The sequence below is a fragment of the bacterium genome (assembly GCA_016716565.1).
Classification (GTDB): domain Bacteria; phylum Bacteroidota; class Ignavibacteria; order Ignavibacteriales; family Ignavibacteriaceae; genus IGN2.
This window is the reverse complement of sequence record JADJWC010000002.1, coordinates 307826-329042: the sequence shown is the minus strand read 5'-3', so window position 1 is coordinate 329042 and position 21217 is coordinate 307826. Positions and strand designations below refer to the sequence as shown.

Annotated in this window: 22 protein-coding genes; all 22 read left to right on the top strand. The window is 36.2% G+C overall.

The window, feature by feature from the left end:
* Positions 1 to 28 precede the first annotated feature (28 nt).
* The 22 genes from purL (at position 29) to IPM14_08130 (ending at position 21149) form a co-directional block, all read left to right on the top strand.
* Positions 29 to 2254: a phosphoribosylformylglycinamidine synthase subunit PurL gene (gene purL, locus IPM14_08235; protein MBK9098089.1), complete on the top strand. Its 2226-nt coding sequence runs from the start codon at positions 29 to 31 to the stop codon at positions 2252 to 2254.
* Positions 2247 to 3245, top strand: a complete 999-nt coding sequence (locus IPM14_08230) for a YihY/virulence factor BrkB family protein (protein ID MBK9098088.1) — start codon at positions 2247 to 2249, stop codon at positions 3243 to 3245. The genes purL and IPM14_08230 overlap by 8 nt, the downstream gene beginning before the upstream one ends.
* A gap of 98 nt (positions 3246 to 3343) precedes the next feature.
* Complete coding sequence (locus IPM14_08225) at positions 3344 to 3874, top strand: c-type cytochrome (protein MBK9098087.1); 531 nt, start codon at positions 3344 to 3346, stop codon at positions 3872 to 3874.
* 20 nt (positions 3875 to 3894) lie between these two features.
* Positions 3895 to 5850, top strand: a complete 1956-nt coding sequence (gene nosZ, locus IPM14_08220) for a Sec-dependent nitrous-oxide reductase (GenBank protein ID MBK9098086.1) — start codon at positions 3895 to 3897, stop codon at positions 5848 to 5850.
* Between the two features lie 56 nt (positions 5851 to 5906).
* Entirely contained in the window at positions 5907 to 6500 is a 594-nt protein-coding gene (locus IPM14_08215; GenBank protein MBK9098085.1) for a hypothetical protein, read from the top strand.
* Positions 6493 to 6963, top strand: coding sequence for a nitrous oxide reductase accessory protein NosL (locus IPM14_08210; protein MBK9098084.1), 471 nt, complete (start codon positions 6493 to 6495; stop codon positions 6961 to 6963). The genes IPM14_08215 and IPM14_08210 overlap by 8 nt, the downstream gene beginning before the upstream one ends.
* A 136-nt stretch (positions 6964 to 7099) precedes the next feature.
* Entirely contained in the window at positions 7100 to 8356 is a 1257-nt protein-coding gene (locus IPM14_08205) for a nitrous oxide reductase family maturation protein NosD (protein ID MBK9098083.1), read from the top strand.
* Positions 8353 to 9063, top strand: coding sequence for an ABC transporter ATP-binding protein (locus IPM14_08200; protein ID MBK9098082.1), 711 nt, complete (start codon positions 8353 to 8355; stop codon positions 9061 to 9063). The genes IPM14_08205 and IPM14_08200 overlap by 4 nt, the downstream gene beginning before the upstream one ends.
* 55 nt (positions 9064 to 9118) lie before the next feature.
* Positions 9119 to 9907 (top strand): ABC transporter permease subunit, encoded by a 789-nt coding sequence (locus tag IPM14_08195; protein MBK9098081.1) that lies wholly within the window; start codon positions 9119 to 9121, stop codon positions 9905 to 9907.
* A gap of 30 nt (positions 9908 to 9937) precedes the next feature.
* Complete coding sequence (locus IPM14_08190; protein MBK9098080.1) at positions 9938 to 10375, top strand: DoxX family protein; 438 nt, start codon at positions 9938 to 9940, stop codon at positions 10373 to 10375.
* A 149-nt stretch (positions 10376 to 10524) separates the two neighbouring features.
* On the top strand, positions 10525 to 11478 hold the full coding sequence (locus IPM14_08185) for a hypothetical protein (GenBank protein ID MBK9098079.1): 954 nt from the start codon (positions 10525 to 10527) through the stop codon (positions 11476 to 11478).
* A 138-nt stretch (positions 11479 to 11616) separates the two neighbouring features.
* Positions 11617 to 12048 carry an Rrf2 family transcriptional regulator gene (locus IPM14_08180; protein ID MBK9098078.1) on the top strand — a complete coding sequence of 144 codons (432 nt, stop codon included), beginning with the start codon at positions 11617 to 11619 and terminating at the stop codon, positions 12046 to 12048.
* Positions 12049 to 12322: 274 nt separating this feature from the next.
* Positions 12323 to 13435: a 4Fe-4S binding protein gene (locus IPM14_08175; protein ID MBK9098077.1), complete on the top strand. Its 1113-nt coding sequence runs from the start codon at positions 12323 to 12325 to the stop codon at positions 13433 to 13435.
* A 1-nt stretch (position 13436) separates the two neighbouring features.
* A complete protein-coding gene (gene ric / locus IPM14_08170; protein MBK9098076.1) occupies positions 13437 to 14198 on the top strand; it encodes an iron-sulfur cluster repair di-iron protein in 762 nt (253 codons plus the stop codon).
* A gap of 18 nt (positions 14199 to 14216) precedes the next feature.
* A complete protein-coding gene (locus IPM14_08165; GenBank protein MBK9098075.1) occupies positions 14217 to 14804 on the top strand; it encodes a hypothetical protein in 588 nt (195 codons plus the stop codon).
* A gap of 23 nt (positions 14805 to 14827) precedes the next feature.
* A complete protein-coding gene (locus tag IPM14_08160; protein ID MBK9098074.1) occupies positions 14828 to 15142 on the top strand; it encodes a cupin domain-containing protein in 315 nt (104 codons plus the stop codon).
* A 90-nt stretch (positions 15143 to 15232) separates the two neighbouring features.
* Complete coding sequence (locus IPM14_08155; protein MBK9098073.1) at positions 15233 to 15685, top strand: hemerythrin domain-containing protein; 453 nt, start codon at positions 15233 to 15235, stop codon at positions 15683 to 15685.
* A 6-nt stretch (positions 15686 to 15691) separates the two neighbouring features.
* Complete coding sequence (gene nrfH / locus IPM14_08150) at positions 15692 to 16279, top strand: cytochrome c nitrite reductase small subunit (GenBank protein ID MBK9098072.1); 588 nt, start codon at positions 15692 to 15694, stop codon at positions 16277 to 16279.
* Positions 16280 to 16295: 16 nt separating this feature from the next.
* Positions 16296 to 17798, top strand: a complete 1503-nt coding sequence (gene nrfA, locus IPM14_08145) for an ammonia-forming cytochrome c nitrite reductase (protein ID MBK9098071.1) — start codon at positions 16296 to 16298, stop codon at positions 17796 to 17798.
* A 153-nt stretch (positions 17799 to 17951) separates the two neighbouring features.
* On the top strand, positions 17952 to 18404 hold the full coding sequence (locus IPM14_08140; GenBank protein ID MBK9098070.1) for a hypothetical protein: 453 nt from the start codon (positions 17952 to 17954) through the stop codon (positions 18402 to 18404).
* 80 nt (positions 18405 to 18484) lie between these two features.
* Complete coding sequence (locus IPM14_08135) at positions 18485 to 20695, top strand: TonB-dependent receptor (protein MBK9098069.1); 2211 nt, start codon at positions 18485 to 18487, stop codon at positions 20693 to 20695.
* 184 nt (positions 20696 to 20879) lie between these two features.
* The gene (locus IPM14_08130; protein ID MBK9098068.1) at positions 20880 to 21149 is read left to right on the top strand and encodes a YHS domain-containing protein; all 270 of its coding nucleotides are present in this window, start codon (positions 20880 to 20882) and stop codon (positions 21147 to 21149) included.
* Positions 21150 to 21217 lie beyond the last annotated feature (68 nt).

Below are 21217 nucleotides of genomic sequence, written 5' to 3'. Positions count from 1 at the left end.
CACGCTTAAACTTTAGAATCAATATTTGATGAAACAGCCAGAAGTTACTCTCGAACTCGCAATTGAACACGGACTTAACAAAGAAGAATATGAAAGAATTTTAAAGATACTCGCCAGAACTCCAACCTTCACAGAGCTTGGAATTTTTAGTGTAATGTGGAGTGAGCATTGCAGCTATAAAAACTCAATTGCTCAACTAAAAACTCTTCCAAGAAGCGGAGGAAGATTATTAGTTGGTGCTGGAGAAGAGAACGCAGGGCTTGTTGATATTGGTGATGGACTTGCAGTTGCATTTAAAATTGAAAGTCACAATCATCCTTCTGCCGTCGAACCATATCAAGGTGCAGCAACAGGTGTCGGTGGAATAATGCGAGATATTTTTACAATGGGCGCACGACCAATTGCTTCTCTCAACTCACTTCGATTTGGAACTCTTGATGATGCACGAACACGATATCTTTTTGCCGGAGTTGTAAAAGGTATCGGTGATTACGGAAACAGCTTTGGTGTTCCGACTGTTGCCGGGGAAGTTTATTTTGATGAATCATATCAGCTCAACCCTTTAGTAAACGCAATGGCGGTTGGAATTGTTAAGACAAATACTTTCGCAAGTGCTGTTGCTAAAGGTGAAGGAAATCCTGTTATGATAGTAGGTTCATCAACTGGAAGAGATGGAATTCACGGAGCCACTTTTGCATCAGAAGAACTTTCGGAAAAATCAGAATCGAAACGACCTTCTGTTCAGGTCGGTGATCCTTTCACAGAAAAACTTTTACTCGAAGCTTCTCTCGAAATAATTCGCAAAGGATATTTAATTGGAATTCAGGATATGGGCGCAGCTGGAATTTCCTGCTCGACAACTGAGATGAGTGCAAAAGGAAACTCCGGGATGAGAATAAATCTTGATAAAGTCCCGTTACGTGAAGAAGGAATGAGTGCTTATGAAATTATGCTTTCCGAAAGTCAGGAAAGAATGTTGTGCGTGGTGAAGAAAGGTTATGAAGACAGAGTTAGAGAAGTTTTTGAAAAATGGGATTTGCACTGTGAGATAATCGGTGAAGTAATTAATGAAGATAAGCTGTTTATCAACTACAAAGGAAAATTAGAAGCGGAACTTCCTCCTTTTGATTTAGTACTTGGAGGAGGAGCACCGGTTTACATTCGAGAACAAAAAGAGCCAGCTTATATAAAAGAAAAAAGAAAATTTGATTTTTCTGAACTGCCTCAACCAAAGGATATTCAGGAAGCTTTTTTGAAAGTTTTTTCTTCACCAAACATTGCTTCCAAGAAATGGGTTTACGAACAATATGATTCAATGGTAAGAACAAATACAATTGTCGGTCCCGGATGTGATTCAGCAGTAATTTATATTAAAGGAACAAACAAAGCTCTGGCAATGAAAACAGATTGTAATGCACGATACGTTTATTTAAATCCAAGAGAAGGTGCAAAGATTGCAGTTGCTGAATCCGCAAGAAATATTGTTTGCTCGGGTGGAATCCCTCTAGCGATTACAAATTGCCTAAACTTCGGAAATCCATACAAACCCGAAATCTATTGGCAGTTTGCTGAAGCAATTGCTGGAATGGGTGAAGCCTGCAGATTCTTTGATACTCCCGTTACAGGCGGTAACGTCAGCTTTTATAATGAATCACCTGATCGTGCTGTTTATCCAACGCCGACAATTGGTATGCTCGGACTAGTCGAAGATCTTTCGTACGTAACAACTTCTTATTTTAAAAATGAAGGTGACCTGATTTACGTTTTGGGTGAGGACAAAGAAGAAATTGGCGGAAGCGAATATCTCAAAGTCATTCACAAAAAAGTCGAAGGAAATTCTCCACAGATTGAACTTCAGACTGAAAAGAAACTTCAGGATACAGTTCTCGAATTAATTAAAAAGAAATTAATTAATTCAGCTCACGATGTTTCAGAAGGCGGAATTGTCTGTGCACTAGCAGAATGCTGCATCATCAACGAAGAAAAAATGCTTGGTGCAGAAGTTAACATCCCGATCAAATCAAGAAAAGATTTTTCATATTTCTCGGAGACCCAATCCAAAATTATCGTGAGCGTAGCCAAAGATAAAAAAGATAAATTTGAAAAAGTTCTGCAGTCATTTAATCAACCATTCATCATTTCAGGGATAGTATCTGGTTCGGTATTAAAAATCAATGATGATATTTCAATTACAGTTACTGAACTTTCAGAATTATATTACAACACAATTCCGCGGATTATGACCGGTGATTAATAAACTACTGGAGAAAATACGGAATTCTAAAGTTTATGAATTATTCAGAAAGCTACGGTATTATCTTCATTTAGTTCCTGCGTGGAATTGGTTCGTTGGTTTTTCAAAACATTATTTTGGAGGACTGTACGATCGTACTGATCGCCACCATTTATTTCTTTTCTCAGGCGGATTAGCATTTTCTCTTTTCGTTTGCATCATCCCAATGACGTTAATAATATTCTGGCTCCTTGGAAAATTCTTGAACTCCGTTGAAGTTGAAATGCAGATAAACACGCTTATTGATACAATAATACCTTACAGCGAATATGCGAATTTTGCTAAAGATATAATATTTGATCGAGTCCAGGAAGTGATTGAATACCGAAATATTGCGGGATGGGTTGGCATTATCGGGTTATTTTTTGCCGCAAGTGGATTTGCAAGTAGCTTAAGAACTGTATTAAACAGAGTTTATGGAAGAGATCTTGATATAAATATTTTTCTAGGGAAGCTGCGTGACTTTTTAGTGATTATCGTGATCGTGCTGATATTCCTTGTGCTTATACTCCTTCTGCCAATGTTAGACTTTTTTGTATCATTTGCACAATCAACTCCTTACCTGCAGATTTTTAATCAACCAATATTTGAGAGAGTTTTTACTGCATCATTTTCATTCTTTATGATGTTTTTAATGTTCGCATCGCTTTACAAATTTATGCCTGTTGTTAAAATTCATAAGAGATCTGTTGCAATTGGTGCAGTCTGGGCATCAATATTCTGGGTAGCAGCCAAAATACTTTTCGGAATTTATCTTTCAAAGTTTACAACTTTCAGCAGAATTTACGGAGCTTATGCTCTTGGAATTGTTGTTGCCTTCTGGATTTATTATTCAGCTGCCGTTTTTATTCTAGGTGCAGAAATTGCTAAGCTTTTTGATGAGAGGCTTGAAGAAAGAATAAAAAGAAATAAAAAAGACCCAGATAAACTTCCAATTGATTCCAAAATTTAATCTTTCGTAAATAATTAAAATTTACTATTGACAAATGATTTTATAATTATTATTTTTAATCAGACAAAAAATCCGATTATAAATTTAAGGAGTGAAAAATGTTCCGATACAAAACAAAAAACCTCAGAAGTAGTTTATTATTTCTACTTACCATTATTACCTCACTGATGCTCGTCACTACCTGTGGTGGTAATTCAGATGAAAACAGCACTTCAAACCAGAATCAGACTGTTGACAAATCCAATACCACCGGGCTTTCTGATTGGGAACTTGAAAACGGTTTTGGTCCAGTTAAGAAAAAATTAAACCTCGGACCGATTGACAAATCCATGGCCTCGGAAGGTGAGAAAATTTTTGAATCTAAATGTGCATCCTGTCATAAACTTGATGAGAGATATGTTGGTCCTGCACAGAGAGACGTTCTGCAAAGAGTTACACCCGAATTTTTTATGAATACAGTTTTAAACCCTGATGAAAATCTTGAAAAGCATCCTCACAGCAAAAAAATGCTTGCTGAGTATATGACTAAAATGACAAATCAAAATGTAACACTTAAAGATGCACGCGCATTGCTTGAGTATTTCAGAATTCTTGATGAAGAACTAAAAAGTAAAAACAAATCAAACTAAACAATAGGGAGAATAGTTATATGAACCGCAGATATATCAGAGCTTTTTTAATTGCAGCTGCAGTAGTTGTTGCATTCGTGGTTTTACATTATGGTTGCCAGGAATCAAAAGATCTCACAGCAGGTGATGAGGCTGGCAGAGTATACGTAGCACCTGGTACATACGACGAATTCTATCTCTTTACTTCAGGCGGATTCAGCGGTCAAATTGGTGTTTATGGTTTACCGAGCGGTAGGATGTTCAGGGTGATTCCGATTTTTTCACAGGATCCTGAAAAAGCATGGGGATATTCTGAAGAATCAAAACCTATGTTTATGACTTCACATGGTTTTATTCCATGGGATGATGCTCATCATCCAAAACTTTCCCAAACTGATGGCGTAGCTGACGGAAGGTGGATTTTCATAAATGCAAACAATACCCCGCGTGTTGCACGGGTTGATCTTGCAAGTTTTAAAACAGCAGAAATAATTGAAATACCTAATTCAGGTGGAAATCATGGTTCTCCATTCCTCACTGAAAATACTGAGTATGTTGTAGCCTCAACAAGATTCAGCGTTCCCATTCCAAATGAAGATGTACCAATCAGCTCATACAAAGAAAACTTTAAGGGAACTATCAGCTTTATCAGTGTTGACAAAGAAGGCGCAATGGATGTCGCTTTCCAAATTCTGGTTCCGGGATTTAATTATGATCTTGCACATTCTGGTAAAGGACCTTCGCATGGTTGGGCGTTCTTTACAAGTTACAACACTGAGCAGGCAAACACTCTGCTTGAAGTGAATGCATCACAGAATGACAAAGATTTTATCGCTGCAGTCAACTGGAAAAAAGCTGAAGAGTATGTAGCACAGGGTAAAGTAAAAACTTTCAATGCAAGTTATTTCAGAAATTATTTTGATGAAAAGAAACATATGGGATTCTCAGAGCAGAAGAATACTGTAAAAGTGCTACTGCCTGAAGATTGTCCCGGTTTGATTTATTATTTGCCAACACCAAAATCTCCTCACGGTGTTGATGTCGATCCAACAGGCGAATATATAGCAGCAGGTGGAAAACTTGCTTCAGTTATTGTTGTTCATTCATTCAGCAAAATGTTAAAGGCAATTGAGAACAAAGAATTCGAAACCACTATAGATGGAATTCCTGTTTTGAAATATGAATCGGTTATCGGAGGAGAAGTTCAGAATCCGGGATTAGGACCATTGCATACAGAGTTCGATGGAAATGGATATGGATACACATCATCATTTATTTCTTCTGAAATAGTAAAGTGGAAAATCGGTACGTGGGAAGTTGTTGATAGAATTCCTGCTTACTATTCCATAGGTCACTTGTGTGTGCCCGGTGGAGATACTAGAAAACCTTGGGGCAAATATGTAATTGCACTGAATAAAATCACAAAAGACAGATACTTACCAACAGGTCCTGAGCTCACACAATCTGCACAATTGATTGACATCACAGGTGACAAAATGAAACTGTTGCTTGATTTTCCTACAATTGGAGAGCCGCATTATGCACAGGCAATTCCAGCTGACATTCTAATGAAAAATTCTAAAAAGATTTATCCGATTGAAGAAAATCAACATCCTTATGGAATAAAAGCAGAGAAAGATGCAAAGGTTGTGAGAGAAGGAAATGTGGTGCACGTCTATATGTCAACGATAAGAACTCATTTCGCTCCTGATAACATTGAGGGAATAAAAGTTGGTGATGTTGTTTATTTCCATGTTACCAACCTTGAACAGGATTGGGACATTCCTCATGGTTTTGCAGTTAAAGGAATGCAGAATTCCGAATTACTAATTATGCCTGGCTCAACGGAGACGATTGTGTGGACTCCACAAAAAGAAGGCATATACCCGTTCTATTGTACTGATTTCTGTTCTGCACTTCATCAAGAAATGTCTGGTTATATTAGAGTGTCACTGAGAGGTTCAAATGTTGCAATTATGTATGGAACAGGTAAATAAAATTTTATGAATTATGGGGGACGAAAGTCCCCCGAATTTTTTATATACTTAGAAAAATGAAAACTCGATCAAAAATAATTATCATCGTTGCTTCACTTCTTTTAATATTAACTTTTTTCTTCCCGATATGGTATATAGATCTTGAAGCTCCACAATATCCTGAAGGTATTGGATTGGAAATCTGGTTAAGTAAAATCACTGGTCAAAATCCAAATGATCTGGATAATATCAATGGTCTTAATCATTACATTGGAATGAAAAGGATTGAGCCGAATGCAATTCCGGAATTAACAATTATGCCTTTCGTAATTATTTTTATGATAGTGTTTGGACTAGTTTCAGGCATACTCGGAAAGAGAAGTCTTGTTTATATATGGATTGTACTTTTCGTTGTGATGGCTGCAGTTGGACTTTATGATTTTTATTTATGGGGATATGATTACGGACATGATCTTGATCCGAATGCAGCGATAAAAGTTCCGGGAATGGCTTACCAGCCGCCGTTGATCGGTTCAAAGATGCTTCTGAATTTTAATGCAATCTCGATGCCGCATATTGGATCCTGGATATTGGTTCTTACTGTTGTTCTGGCTGCTGTTGCTTTGTATCTTGATAAGAAAAATAAAACTTTTGAGGTATCAAATGCATAATTACAAATTGACATCAATCTTACTCCTACTCTTTCTCTTAATCTTACTCTTCACTTCATTCGGTTGTAAAAGCGGTCCTGAGCCAATAAACTACGGACAAGACGAATGTGAATTTTGCAGAATGCAAATCTCTGATAATCGTTACGGATCTGAAATAATAACTGATAAAGGAAAAGTTTTTAAATTTGACGAAGCCGGATGTATGATTGAGTATGCGATGGTGAAAAATTTAATCGGTGATGCAAATCAGAAATTCCTTGTAACAGATTTTGCGGTTCCTGAAACTTTTATCGATGCGAATTCAGCTTTTTACGTTCACAATGAAAATTTCAGGAGTCCGATGGGACTAAATGTAATGGCATTCGATAGTGAAATATCCAGACAGAAAATTGTTGCAGAAAATAACGGACATATTTTAAATTGGGTAGATGTGATTGAGCTTGTAAAACAAAGAAGTATGTAATTTCTAAATTGAGTAAAAGTGTGTGGAAAATATCCATCAAATTATTAACTCATTCCTCAACCCCTTCTCTTACAAAGAGAAAGGGAATTTTGAAGTCCCTCTCTTCTTAAGAGAGGGATTTAGGGTGAGTTCACCTCTGCAACTAAAACTTTCAGCGACATACTTTCTTTTTCTAATCTTGTTTATTCTCGTTTTATTTTCGACTTGCTCTCTCGGTAAGACAATTATTGTAGCTGCTAACAGCCAAATCACTACAATTAAAGAAGCAATAAGTCTAGCAAACGACTTCGATACTATTTTGATAAAACCCGGTGTGTATTCAGAAGGAAATATCATCGTAAATAAAAAACTCACTATCATCGGAGAAGATTTTCCTGTTGTTAATGGGAAAGGATCTGGTGAAATATTTACTGTTATATCCACTGATGTTCATATCTCAGGATTGGTGATTAAAAATTCAGGAGTGAGTTTTCTCGAAGAGCATGCCGGTATAAAAATGAAAGAGGTTAGTAATTGTTCTGCTACCGGTAATAAATTCATCAATAATTTCTTTGCGATTTATCTTGCAAAATCTTCTGACTGCATAATATCAAATAATTACATCGAAGGAGAAAGAAAAAGAGAAGCAAATTCCGGTAACGGAATTCACCTCTGGTATTGTCGTGATGTTGTCATTGAAAACAACAAAGTCTTTAATCATCGTGATGGTATTTATTTTGAGTTTGTCCGAAACGGAAAAATAATTAACAACCATAGCGAAAGAAATCTCAGGTACGGACTTCACTTTATGTTTTCTGACAGCTGTTCGTATTCAAATAACACTTTTCAAAATAATGGAGCTGGTGTTGCTGTAATGTACACGAAAAACGTCCTGATGTTTGAAAATCATTTTCTAAAAAACTGGGGTGCAGCATCTTACGGAATTTTATTGAAAGATATTTCTGACAGCAAAATTGAAAAAAATATTTTTGATGAGAATTCAATCGGACTTTATATGGAGGGATGCAGCAGGGTAACAGTAGGAAAAAATAATTTTACCAAAAACGGCTGGGCGCTTAAGCTTATGGCAAACTCCATGGAAAATTATTTTTATAATAATAATTTTGTAGCGAACTCGTTTGATATATCAACAAACAGCCGGCAGAATTTTAATACATTCGAAAAAAATTACTGGGCGGAATATGATGGATATGATCTAAATAAAGATGGTTACGGTGATGTTCCATTCAGACCTGTTACTATGTTTTCGATGATGATTGAATCTCATCCTACTTCACTTGTTCTGCTTCACAGCTTGTTCATCGATATTCTTAATGTAGCAGAAAGCATTATTCCTGCAATAACTCCTGAAGCACTTACTGATTCCAAACCACGAATGAGGATGATGAATTGATAACTGTAGCCAGCCTCGTAAAAAACTTTGGTAAGAATCGTGTCCTGAAAAATATTGATTTAACAATTGAGTCAGGGAAGGTTACTGCAATCGTTGGTCCGAATGGTTCAGGGAAAACCACACTCATTAAATCAATACTTGGACTTGTCAGACCAACATCCGGAATTATCGAAGTTGATGGAATGCAAGTGAAAGAAGATTACCTCTACAGAAATAAAATCGGTTATATGCCTCAGATAGCAAGATATCCGGAAAATTTGACTGGCAATGAAATTATTTCATTGATAAAATCTATAAGGGAAAGTAATGAATACAATGATGAAGAAATTCTTTCATCGCTAAAGCTTGTTCCTGAAATGGAGAAACCTTTTAAAAATCTTTCAGGCGGGACAAAGCAGAAAATTTCTGCGTTGATTGCATTTGCATTCAATCCGAAAATAATAATTCTCGATGAACCAACTGCTGGTCTTGATCCGATTTCAAGCAGTTACTTCAAAGATCTGGTGATGAAGCAGAAGGAACAGAAGAAAACGATTATTCTTACTTCCCACTTGATGAATGAAGTGCAAGAGCTTTCTGATGAAATTGTTTTTCTTTTAGAAGGTGAGATAAAATTTAAAGGCAGTGTCCAATCGTTGCTTGAAGATAAAAAAGAAACTAAGCTTGAAAGAGCAATTGCTGAGTTGATGAGCCAGAATAAAAATTAAATTCGTGAATTCGTGGCAAAATATTTACCACAGAGACACAGAATCACAGAGAAAAATGAAACTCGTTAAAAAAATATTACTCTACGAAATCCACAACACGATAAGAAGCAAGTGGGTGATACTATATACCTTCTTCTTTTTTCTTGTTGGATATGGTTTGTTCACATTTAGCGGTGATGTTAACAAAGCGTACATCAGTTTACTGAATATCATCATCATCGTCATTCCTCTTGTGTCAATCATTTTCGGTTCTATATATTTTTATAACTCGCGGGAGTTTATCGAGATGATGCTGAGCCAGCCGATTGACAGAAAATCTCTCTTTTTCGGAATCTATCTGGGAACAGCAATTCCACTGTCTGCCGGATTTGCTTTGGGATTTTCAATTCCATTTCTTCTGTTTGGAAAAGTTGGTGAACAGATCGATGGGTTTATACTGCTACTTTTTATTGGTGTATTGCTCACATTTATCTTCATTGCAATTTCTTTTTTAATTTCAGTAAAGCAGGATGACAAATCAAAAGGACTTGGACTAGCAATTTTAATCTGGCTAATACTTGCAATTGTTTACGATGGAATTGTTTTAATCATAATTTATTCTTTCCAGGATTACCCGCTTGAAAATGCGATGATAATTCTGAGTTCACTCAATCCAATTGACCTCGGACGGATTTTATTTTTAATGAAGTTTGACATTGCAGCGCTGATGGGTTACACCGGTGCTGTGTTTCAAAGATTTTTCGGTAGTTCTTCTGGTGTGATTATTTCTTTTGTATGCTTGTTCATCTGGATAATCGTTCCATTCTTTTTCAGCAGCAGGTTTTTCAGAAAAAAGGATTTTTAATTTTTTATCAAAAATTTCTTAGGAGCCAATATGAATTTTTTTACCGACTTAATTTTATGGTTTGATAACAAAACTAATCTTGCTTATGCACTCATCCGTTCGTTTTTGGGAGTTGCACTTTTTATTCGTGGAGTTATTCTTGCATCAGATCCTGCCGTGATTACAACTCTTGCCGGCGAAGATAAAATTTACTGGTGGTATTCTTATATCACAGTTGCACACATTATAGGCGGATTTTCACTCGCTTTCGGATTTCTTACAAGACTTGGTTCACTGCTTCAAATCCCGGTTTTATTTGGCGCTGTGTTTTTGGTTCATCTCAAGCAGGGATTGTTATCTGTCGGTCAGTCACTGGAGCTTTCAATCCTTGTGTTTGTACTGCTGATTATTCACTTTGCTTTTGGAGCAGGTGTTTTGTCAGTTGATAATACTTTGAAGAAGAAGAAACTGATTACATCTACTGTTTAGCAAATTTTAGGAGAAGCATATCCAGAAAACTTTTCTTCCTTTATTGTATTCTTTTGGCTTACTTTGGTAATTTTGAATCTGAAGAATACATTTCTATTACAAAAAAAGATCAATTGCTTCGAAAATAAATATCATTAGGAAAAATTGAAATGATTACCAATAATACTGTCTTCATATTAGGAGCAGGAGCGAGTGTCCCTTATGGTTATCCTACTGCAATAGAATTAAGAAAGTTTATTATCAAAGAATTTAGAAGAAGGTACACAGATCGTCTAAGAGGAAATAATAAATCCAACGAAGATGATATCAGAACTGAAATAGCTAAGTATTCTTACCTAATTGAATCATTCAAACAGTCATCCACGAAGTCCTTTGATTTATTTTTATCCAGGAATAAAGAAAAGTACTATGAACAGGGTAAATTTATTTTGGCCTGGTGCATTCTTTATTTTGAACTGATGAGTAAATTTAATGAAGATATAGAACGGCAAGAGTCTGATTGGTACACATTGATTTATAATTATATAACAGATGATATGATAAAGAGTACTGACCTCGAAAAATTTAGAGATAATAAATTGAATGTAATTACTTTTAATTATGATCGATCGTTTGAAGAGTTTTTATGGAGAAGTTTATTCTTTTCATTTTCTGGAGACCGCGAGGATGTAACTAAGATTTCGGAATGGATAAAAGTCTTTCACGCATATGGAAAAATTTATGATTTACAATGGGAACAAACCGAGAAAGGTGAAAAATATCAGACGAACAAAATTTTAGACTTAGCGGATAAAGCAAAAGAAAATATTCAAATAATATATGATGAGAGAAATCCAAGACTGGAAGAGATTAAAAAAATAATTATTGAAGCGGAGAGGATTTTCTTCTTGGGATTTGGTTATTCTAAGGAAAATATTGAGGCAATTGGGTTGGTGAATATTATGACAAAACACCAGAGTGTTTTTGGAACAGCACTAAACTTTACGGATAGAGAGAGAATAAAAGTGAAGAGTTTGTTAATGAAATTAAATCCCGGATTACCTGATCATCACATTCATATAGAAAACTTGGATTGTGTTGGGATATTGAGGGAGTATTTGTAGAGCTAAATTAAATAATCAATTAAATAGTAGGGTCAAAGAGATAGTGATTTGCAAAGCTAAAACCATAATCGAAAGCTCGCTTGCATCTTTCATTTTAATATTATATATTTAATCAGACAAATTTATCTGATTTAATAAATGACTGTAATTTTCTCCAAAAAGTGCGAATACGGAATGCAGGCGATACTTTACCTCGCAGCCCAGGAAAAAGGAACTTTAGTTTCTGCTGAAGACATTTCCAAAGTGCTGAAGATTCCGCGTGAATTTATTTCTAAAATACTCCAGAGTTTACGGGAAAGCGGATTGATATCTTCGAGCAAAGGGAAGTCAGGCGGATTTTCACTTGCCAAACCAGCTTCACGAATCAAGCTGATTGATGTCGTTGCTGCGATTGATGGACTTGATATGTTTGATAGCTGCGTGCTCGGTTTTCCGGAATGTTCACCAACTCATCCTTGTCCGGTTCATAATACCTGGGGATCATTACGTAACCAGACTTACGATATGCTTACTTCAGAAACGATTGACAAGCTGAAAGAAAAAACTTTACACAAGATCAGCAGTCTTTAATATTTTTTTATGGTTTAATCAGACAAATATATCCGATATGAATGATACAATAAATGGCAAAGTAAATTTTCGAGCTGTTGAAAATGAAGTCATTCCGGCTTGCTTGCCTCGTCGAAAGGAAGTGAAGACGGTTACGGAATCAGACCTCACAGATTCTGGAGTCGCTTCGCTCCCCAGAATGACAGGTGAGAAAGTCAGAAGTAATAGAGCGAATGTCATTCCAGCTTGTCAGGAATCTGACGACCCAGATTCTGGACTCGTTCCACTCGCCAGAATGGCAAAAGTAAAGAAGAAAAAAGTAATTCGGAACAAAGAGAAGGGGATTCAAAAAGTAAGGTTCATAGTTCAGACTTTGTTTGCGCTTCTTTGCATCTGGATTGGAGTTGAGTTCTATCAGTTCATTCAGTTCCTGGAAACAAATGGTGCAGAAGCTTTTTCATCTCGACCTCCGGGAGTTGATGGATTTCTTCCGATAAGTTCTTTTATGAGTTTTTATTTATTTCTGATGACCGGAGAAATACACTCGGCACATCCAGCAGGTTTTTTTATTTTCTTTGCGATTGTTCTTGTCTCTATCGTTTTTGGAAAAGCATTCTGCAGCTGGCTCTGTCCGGTTGGTTTTTTATCCGAGCTGATCGGCGATTTCGGAAAGAAAATTTTCGGAAAAGATTTGAAGCTTCCGAAGTTGCTGGACTACCCATTCCGAAGTTTAAAATATTTGTTACTTGGATTTTTATTCTACTCTGTTTTCTTTTTAATGAGTACGACTGCTCTTCAGGCATTTCTTGATAGTCCATATAATCTCGTTTCTGACGTAAAGATGTATTACTTCTTTGCCGACATTTCAAGATTCTCTTTGATAGTTATTGGAATTTTGTTTTTGCTTTCAATTGTGCTCAGAGGATTCTGGTGCAGATATCTTTGTCCATATGGTGCATTACTTGGGATTACTTCGCTGCTCAGTCCAAACAAAATCAAACGAAATCCTGTTAGCTGCATTGATTGCGGACTTTGCAACAAAGCTTGTCCTTCTTTCATAAAAGTTGATAAGGTTAAAACTGTTATTTCGGATGAATGTACATCCTGTCTGAATTGTGTTGATGTTTGTCCTGTTGCTGATACTCTGCAGCTTGAAATAATTGGTGCAAAGAAAAAGGTTAATAAAAAATATGTTGCAATCGGAGTTGTTTCAATTTTTATGCTGGTAACGGGATACGGAATGATCACCGGTAAATGGCAGAATAGTATTACGAGAGAAGAATACCTTGAACTTTACAAAGAAATGGATTCGTTTGGTCATCCAACTGGAACAGAGGCAGTAAAGAAGTTTAATGAAGATGCGTTGAAAGAAGAAAATAATAATTCGAATAATAAAAGAGGTAAATAAAATGAACGAACTAACTAAGACAGAAACAACAGTAAAAAATCTTGTAACAACAACTTTAGCTGAACTAGTAACCGATAATATCCGTTCAGCAATTGTGTTTGAAGAATTTGGTCTGGACTTTTGCTGTAGAGGCAATCGCACATTGAAAGACGCCTGTGCAGAAAAAAATGTTGACGTGAGTAATGTGATAAATCAGTTAACAAATCTTTCAGGCAATGGAAACGGAACTCAGAATGTGAACGACTGGCATCTCGATTTCCTCGTTGACTACATCATGAATAACCATCATCAGTATGTAAGAAGAATGATTCCAATAATTTCACTGCATGCAGATAAAGTCGCATCAGTGCACGGAAAAAATCATCCTGAAACAATAAAGATTGCTGATCTATTCCTTGCTGTCCGGGAAGAACTTGAAATGCATATGATGAAAGAGGAAAGAATTTTATTTCCGCAGATAAATCAGATGATGTTAATACAAAATGAAAACAGTCAGTTCTTTCCACCGCCGTTTGGCACTATTCAGAATCCAATTAGAATGATGGAATACGAACACACAAGTGCTGGCGATGCTTTGTATCAGATACGAGAACTGAGCAATAATTATGTCCATCCTGATGATGCCTGCAATACATTTAAAGCACTTTATTCAGAATTAAAAGAGTTTGAGGAAGATTTGCACAAGCACATTCATCTCGAAAACAATATTCTCTTTCCGAAATCAATTGCGCTTGAAGCAGAATTACTAGGTAATAAAAATTAATTCAAGGAGGTTCCTGAAATGAAAAGCAATATTTTTTTATTTGTTATTTTAACTTTAGTGATTATTACTATAAGTGATGTCTCAGCTCATTGCGACAGCATGGAAGGTCCGGTCGTGAAAGCTTCTCAAAAAGCACTTGAAACAGGAAACATTAATTATGTTTTAGTATGGATTAGAGAAGATGACGAACCTGAAATAACCACTCTATTCTACAAAGTAAATGAAGTCAGAACATTGAGTCCAAAGGCTAAAGAACTTGCTGAAATGTATTTCTTTGAAACTGTTGTAAGAGTTCATAGAATGGGCGAAGGCGTTGGCTACACAGGATTGAAGCCAGCCGGTTATCAACCCGAAGAAGGAATAGAAGCTGCAGATGTTGCGATTGCTGAAAATTCTTTAGTTCCTATTTATGCTCATCTTGATGAAGAACAAAATCCAAAAATCAAAGAATACTTTAACGATGTGCAATCAAAAAAAGATTATGATGTAAATGACCTGAAAGCCGGCAGAGAATATGTCGAAGCTTATGTTCATTTCATTCATTATGTTGAATCACTCTTTGAAGGTAAAGAAGCTATGGATTCTCACCACGAACACAAACATTAATAATTTTTTTAGAAGAAAATAAAATGTCAGAAATTGTAAATAAAGAACTGCTCATTGATGCAGTCAATTATCAGAATGGTTCAATAGTTAGCAAGCAAATAATAAAAAAGCCAAATGGAAATATTACTTTGTTTGCATTTGACAAAGATGAAACATTAACAGAGCACACTTCACCATTTGAAGCGGTGGTTTATATGGTTGATGGCGAGATGGAAATCACGATTGGTGGTACACCCTATAATGTAAAAGCTGGTGAAATTCTTATAATGCCGGCAAACATTCCGCATGGATTAAAGGCTGCGTTAAAATCCAAAATGCTGCTGACAATGATTAAGTAGTTCTCTGGATTTTTCATTGTTTCAGTTGATATAAAAAGCAAGATGTCTTAACTTGCAATTATAAATTATTCTTCTCAAAAACTATTTCTTATGAAAAGACATCCTGCTTTACATACGCTTTCTCACGATCATCACCAGGGACTTATTCTTGCACAGCAATTGAAAAAGGGCGCTCCTCAATACAAAGGGATGCCCTCAACTTTGGAAGACAAAAAAGAATATACACTTCAATTTTACAAATCAGATCTTATTCAACATTTCAAGGACGAAGAAGAAATTCTATTCCCATCAGTCAGTAAGAGAAATGAATCGGTTGACAGCTTGGTAGAAAAAGTTATTTCAGAACATAGAAAGATGGAAATCCTTGTGAATGAGTTAGAACAAACAAACAATCTTGAAGATGTCCTTGATGAGTTCGGAATTCTTCTTGAGAAACATATCAGGACCGAGGAACGCGAACTATTTGTCGAGATTGAAAAAATTTTGACTGAAGCTGAGCTATCTCATATTTCACAAAAATTAACTGAATCCAGAAAACAATAATAACTTATGGGACCAATAAAATTTCTCAAAGCATTTGCACCACCGGCTACCTGGAGGTTTGTTGTTCTTATACTGATGGGAGTTTTTACAGGACTCATACTTTTTACGCTACATGTCGGGCGGGCTACATCTTATCTTTCCGATAAACCGGAAGCTTGTGTGAACTGCCATGTTATGGCTCCGTACTTTGCTACCTGGCAGAACAGCAGTCACGGAAGATTCACTGTATGTAATGACTGTCATGTCCCACAGGATAATATCTTTGAAAAATATTTTTTTAAAGCTTCTGATGGATTAAGACATTCGTATATGTTTACATTCAGACTTGAGCCTCAGGTAATCAAAATTCACGAAGCCGGAAGAAATGCTGTTCAGAGAAATTGTATTCGCTGCCATTCGGAACAGATACATCCGATATCTGTAAGAGCAATTACAGCACAATCAATACAGGAACATGGTGAAGGTTATTGCTGGGATTGTCATCGTGAAACTCCTCACGGAAGAGTGAACAGCTTAACCTCAACACCTTTTGCAAGGACGCCACAGTTATCTGCACCGTACCCGGAATGGATGAAAAATTTATTAAAGCAATAATCTTTAAGGATAGAACATGAGATCAATCAATGAAATAATTAAAGAAAAACCTTGGGTTGCCTGGGCAATATTTCTTGCAACCATTGTTGTCGTATTTTTAATAGGACTTCTGGCATCAACTATAATTGAACGAAGAGGTGAAGCACTTTATACATTGCAGATGATGAAACCGATCAACGATTGGGAACCAAGAAATGAAGTCTGGGGTGAAAATTTTCCTCGCGAATATGAAACCTACCTGAACACTTTGAAAACAGATTTTGCGAGTAAGCACGGCGGTTCTGTTATGATTGATTATCTTGAGAAGTATCCAGAATTGGTAGTGCTTTGGGCTGGTTATGCATTTTCAAGAGAATACAATCAGGGAAGAGGTCATGCACATGCTATAGAAGACATCCGAAATATTTTAAGAACAGGTGACAATGAGTTTTCTCCTCAGCCAGCTACTTGCTGGACTTGCAAAAGCACAGACGTTCCAAGACTTTTACGGGAAATGGGAACTGAAAATTTCTACAAAGGGAAATGGAAAGATCTTGGAGCACAAGTTGTAAACCCGATTGGCTGTCAGGATTGTCATGATCCGAAAACAATGAACTTAAGAATTTCTCGTCCTGCACTTATTGAAGCATTTCAACGACAGGGGAAAGATATCAATAGTTTTAACAGACAGGAAATGCGTTCGCTTGTTTGCGCTCAATGTCATGTTGAGTACTATTTCAAAGGTGAAGGAAAATATTTAACATTTCCTTGGGATAAAGGATTCAGTGCCGATAATATGGAAGAGTATTTTGACAATATAGAATTCTCAGACTGGACTCACGCTTTGAGCAGAGCTCCGATGTTAAAAGCTCAGCATCCTGATTATGAATTATTTATGACGGGGATTCATGCGATCCGTGGTGTGTCTTGTTCGGATTGTCATATGCCTTATAAAAGTGAGGGTGGAGTTAAGTTCACAGATCATCATATTCAGTCTCCTTTAAACAATGTTGCGAACACCTGCCAGGTTTGTCATCGTGAGGATACAGATAGATTAATGCAAGACGTGTACGACAGACAGGATAAAATTGAAGAGATAAGAAGAATTGCAGAAAAAACTTTAACTGCCGCTCACATCGAAGCAAAAGTAGCGTGGGATAACGGTGCAACTGAAACTCAAATGAAAACGATTTTAACGCTCATTCGTCACGCACAATGGAGATGGGATTGGGTTGCAGCAGCAAACGCACTTGGATTCCATGCACCTGTTGAAGCATTGAGAGTTCTCGGAACTTCCATTCAAAAAGGTGAACAGGCAAGAAGAGAACTGGCACATTTGTTTGTCAAACAGGGCTGGAAGTATCCTGTTGATCTCCCTGATATTTCTACAAAGGACAAAGCACAACGATTTATCGGACTTAATCCTGAAAAGATGAAATCTGATAAACTAGAGTTTCTTAAAACTACTACAGTAAAGTGGGATGAGGAAGCAAGAAAAAGACAGGGATATTTATTTGAGTACAAAATCAATGATGATTAAACTTTTCTGACAATAGTGTTTTGAAGTCCGGGAAATTGCTTCCTGATAATGGGAAATGAGCAAATTAAATATTAAATAAAATTAAAATTCTGCAACATTTTACCCGGCATCATCATTGCTTAATATCAACTAAATGTATAAGTTTGTCCCGAGATGAAATTAAAAAGAATATTCATATTAACCCTTACTTTTGCTTTCCTGGTTTCCACAACAGGTCTTCCACTGTTTTACCACTATTGTGAGATGATGGGTAAGAAATCTCTGACTGAATGTGAAATGTGCAAGTTAGAAACCGAGGAAATAAAAGAAACATCCTGCTGCTCTGAACCAATTCCTGAAAGTAAACTTCTTATAACAGATTCAGAGTCGAAATGTTGCATTGATGAATTCGATTATAAAAAGATTGAAGATAATTTTTCACAAAGTCATCAAACATTAATTACGTCATTCAGCACAGCTGTAAGCGGAATAAATATTACTGCTGCAGATAATGAATCAGAAAAAAAATATTCAAATAGTTTTAATTACGATCTACCACCCCCCCAATTTGGTAAGCAGCTCCTAAAGACAATCCATCAACTTAAAATAGATTTACCTGTCTGTTAATCTTCTTCAATTATTGAAGAATTTTTTCTTGCGGCTTTGTGCCGCTGCTTAGTATGAATTAAAATAAGATAGGTAAAAAAATGAAATCACTATTATTTGCGATTCTCATTTTATTCTCGGCAAACTATGGATTTACTCAGACATTTAAAGGAATAGTTTACGAGTTAGATGAGAAACAACAAAAGATACCGCTGGTCGGGACAAATGTTTTCTGGGAAGGTACCCAAATTGGAACGACAACAAATGATGATGGAATATTTTTTCTGGAGAAGATAGATTCTGATCACCTTCATTTGATTGTTAGTTATATTGGCTATCAGCCTGATACTGTCGAAATCTCATCATATATGGAGAGTATTGAAATTGTTCTGTCAGTAAACAGAGAATTGAAAGAAGTGGTTGTAACAGGAACATCGTTGTCAAAATATTTTGATGAGCTTGATGCAAGACCAACTGAAATTATAACGAGCAAAGAATTGCTTAAAGCTGCTTGCTGCAACTTATCGGAAAGCTTTACAACTAATGCAAGTGTTGATGTTCAGTTTCAGGATGCAGTGACAGGTGCAAAACAAATTCAACTTTTAGGACTGGCTGGAATCTACACAAACATAATGTTTGAAAACGTTCCGACATTGAAAGGGATTACAAATACATTCGGACTTGGTTATGTCCCTGGACCCTGGATGACAGCGATCAGCGTATCTAAAGGTGCTGGTTCTGTTGTAAATGGATATGAATCTATTACAGGACAAATTAACATTGATTATAAAAAGCCGGACGATATCGAAAGATATTATTTTAATGCTTTTCAAAGTTCGCATTATAAAACTGACTTGAACGCAAATGCTGCATTGCAGATATCGGAAAATCTTTCAACTCTGTTGTTAGCGCATTCCGATTTTGTTACAAAAACTTTTGATCATAATCATGATTTCTTTGCCGATCAGCCTGAAGTAAAGCAATTTAATTTTATGAATAGATGGCATTATCAGTCCTTCACCGGATATGAATCGCAATTTGGTATACAGGTAATTAATGAACAAAGAAATGCCGGGCAAATTTCTGAATCTCATTCAAGCAGTCATTCTGGTCACTTGTATGATATCGATGTTGATACAAAACGATATGAAGTGTATGCTAAAAATGGATACGTATTCAACAGTGAGCCTTATGCAAGTATGGGTTTAATTTTGAATGGACAGTATCAAGACCAGAATTCATTGTTTGGATTAAGGCAATATGATTCGAAGTTAAGATCATTTTCTTCAAAGCTTGTTTTTGAAGCAAAAACTGAAGACGAAGTTCATGCAATAACGCTTGGTGGTAGTTACGTTTTCGATCAATATGAAGAAGAATACAATGGAATTGATTTTTTCAGAAAAGAATCAAGACCGGGAATTTTTGCTGAGTATAACTTTTCCCCACTTCCACAGATTGCCGTTGTTCCCGGTGCCAGAGTTGACTTTCATAATTTGTACGGAACTTTCTTTACACCACGACTTCATGTGAAGTACGGTATCGATGAAAACACAACTTTAAGAATTTCGGGAGGAAAAGGATATCGTTCGGTAAATCTTTTTGCTGAAAATATGAACTACCTTGCGAGTTCGCGTCAGTTCGTTGTAATCAATAATCCAACGTATGAGGAAGGTTGGAATTATGGTTTCAATCTGACAAGATATTTCTCTATCAACAATCGCGACTTAAGGATTACAGCTGATTTTTATCGGACAGATTTCAGTAAGCAGACAGTTGTCGATATTGACAGTGATGTAAGGCAGGTAAGATTTTATGATCTTGATGGTAAATCATTTTCAAATAATTATCAGATTGAACTTGCGTACGAATTAATCCAACGACTGGATCTTACTGCTGCATTCAGATACTCTGATGTAAAAACACAATATGGAGAAAAACTTTTAACAAAACCTCTCATCAGCAAATATAAAGGTTTACTAACCCTTTCGTATGCAACTGAGGAGCGTGATTGGCTTTTTGATACATCATTCTTGTTGAATGGAGACGGAAGAGTTCCATCTACTGAAGATAATCCAGAACAATACCGGAGATCAGAATCTTTTTCCGAATTTGTAAATATCAATGCTCAGGTTACAAAGAAGATTGATATCGTTGATTTATACTTTGGTGTTGAAAACCTTCTGGATTTCACACAAGATAATCCTATAATTGCATCTGACGATCCATTCGGTGAATACTTTGATGCATCACTTGTTTGGGGACCGGTTGACGGAAGAAAGTTTTATCTTGGTTTGAGACTCAGTGTTTTGTAATTATGCTTAGTCATCCTGAGCTTGTCGAAGGATGACAATCAAATTTTAAGCAGTCACATTTCGACAAGCTCAATGTGACAATCAATTTATTAAGAGTAACAAAATGTTAAATAAAATATTAATAATAATATCAATATTCATAATTGTCAGTTCATTCATTATTGCTCAGGAAAAACCTCAGGAAATGAATGAGGAAGCAAAGAATGATTCAGTAACAACTTTAGAAGAACCCGTTGACAGTAGTTCAACTCAAGATTCAGCTGAATTAGAGATTTGGAATAAAGTCTGTCCGGTTATGGGCAACAAAGTTGACGTTGACGGACCAACTGTTGAATACAATGGTAAGCTTTATGGATTCTGCTGTCCCGGCTGTGATGCAAAATTCGAAAAGAATCCCGAAAAGTATTCAAAGAATTTAAATGAAGACGGAACAAGGTTTATAGGAAGAAAATAAACGACAAACGTTATTGCGAGTCCCGATTAATCGGGGCGAAGCAATCTGCAAAAAAAATGTAGTAAGAT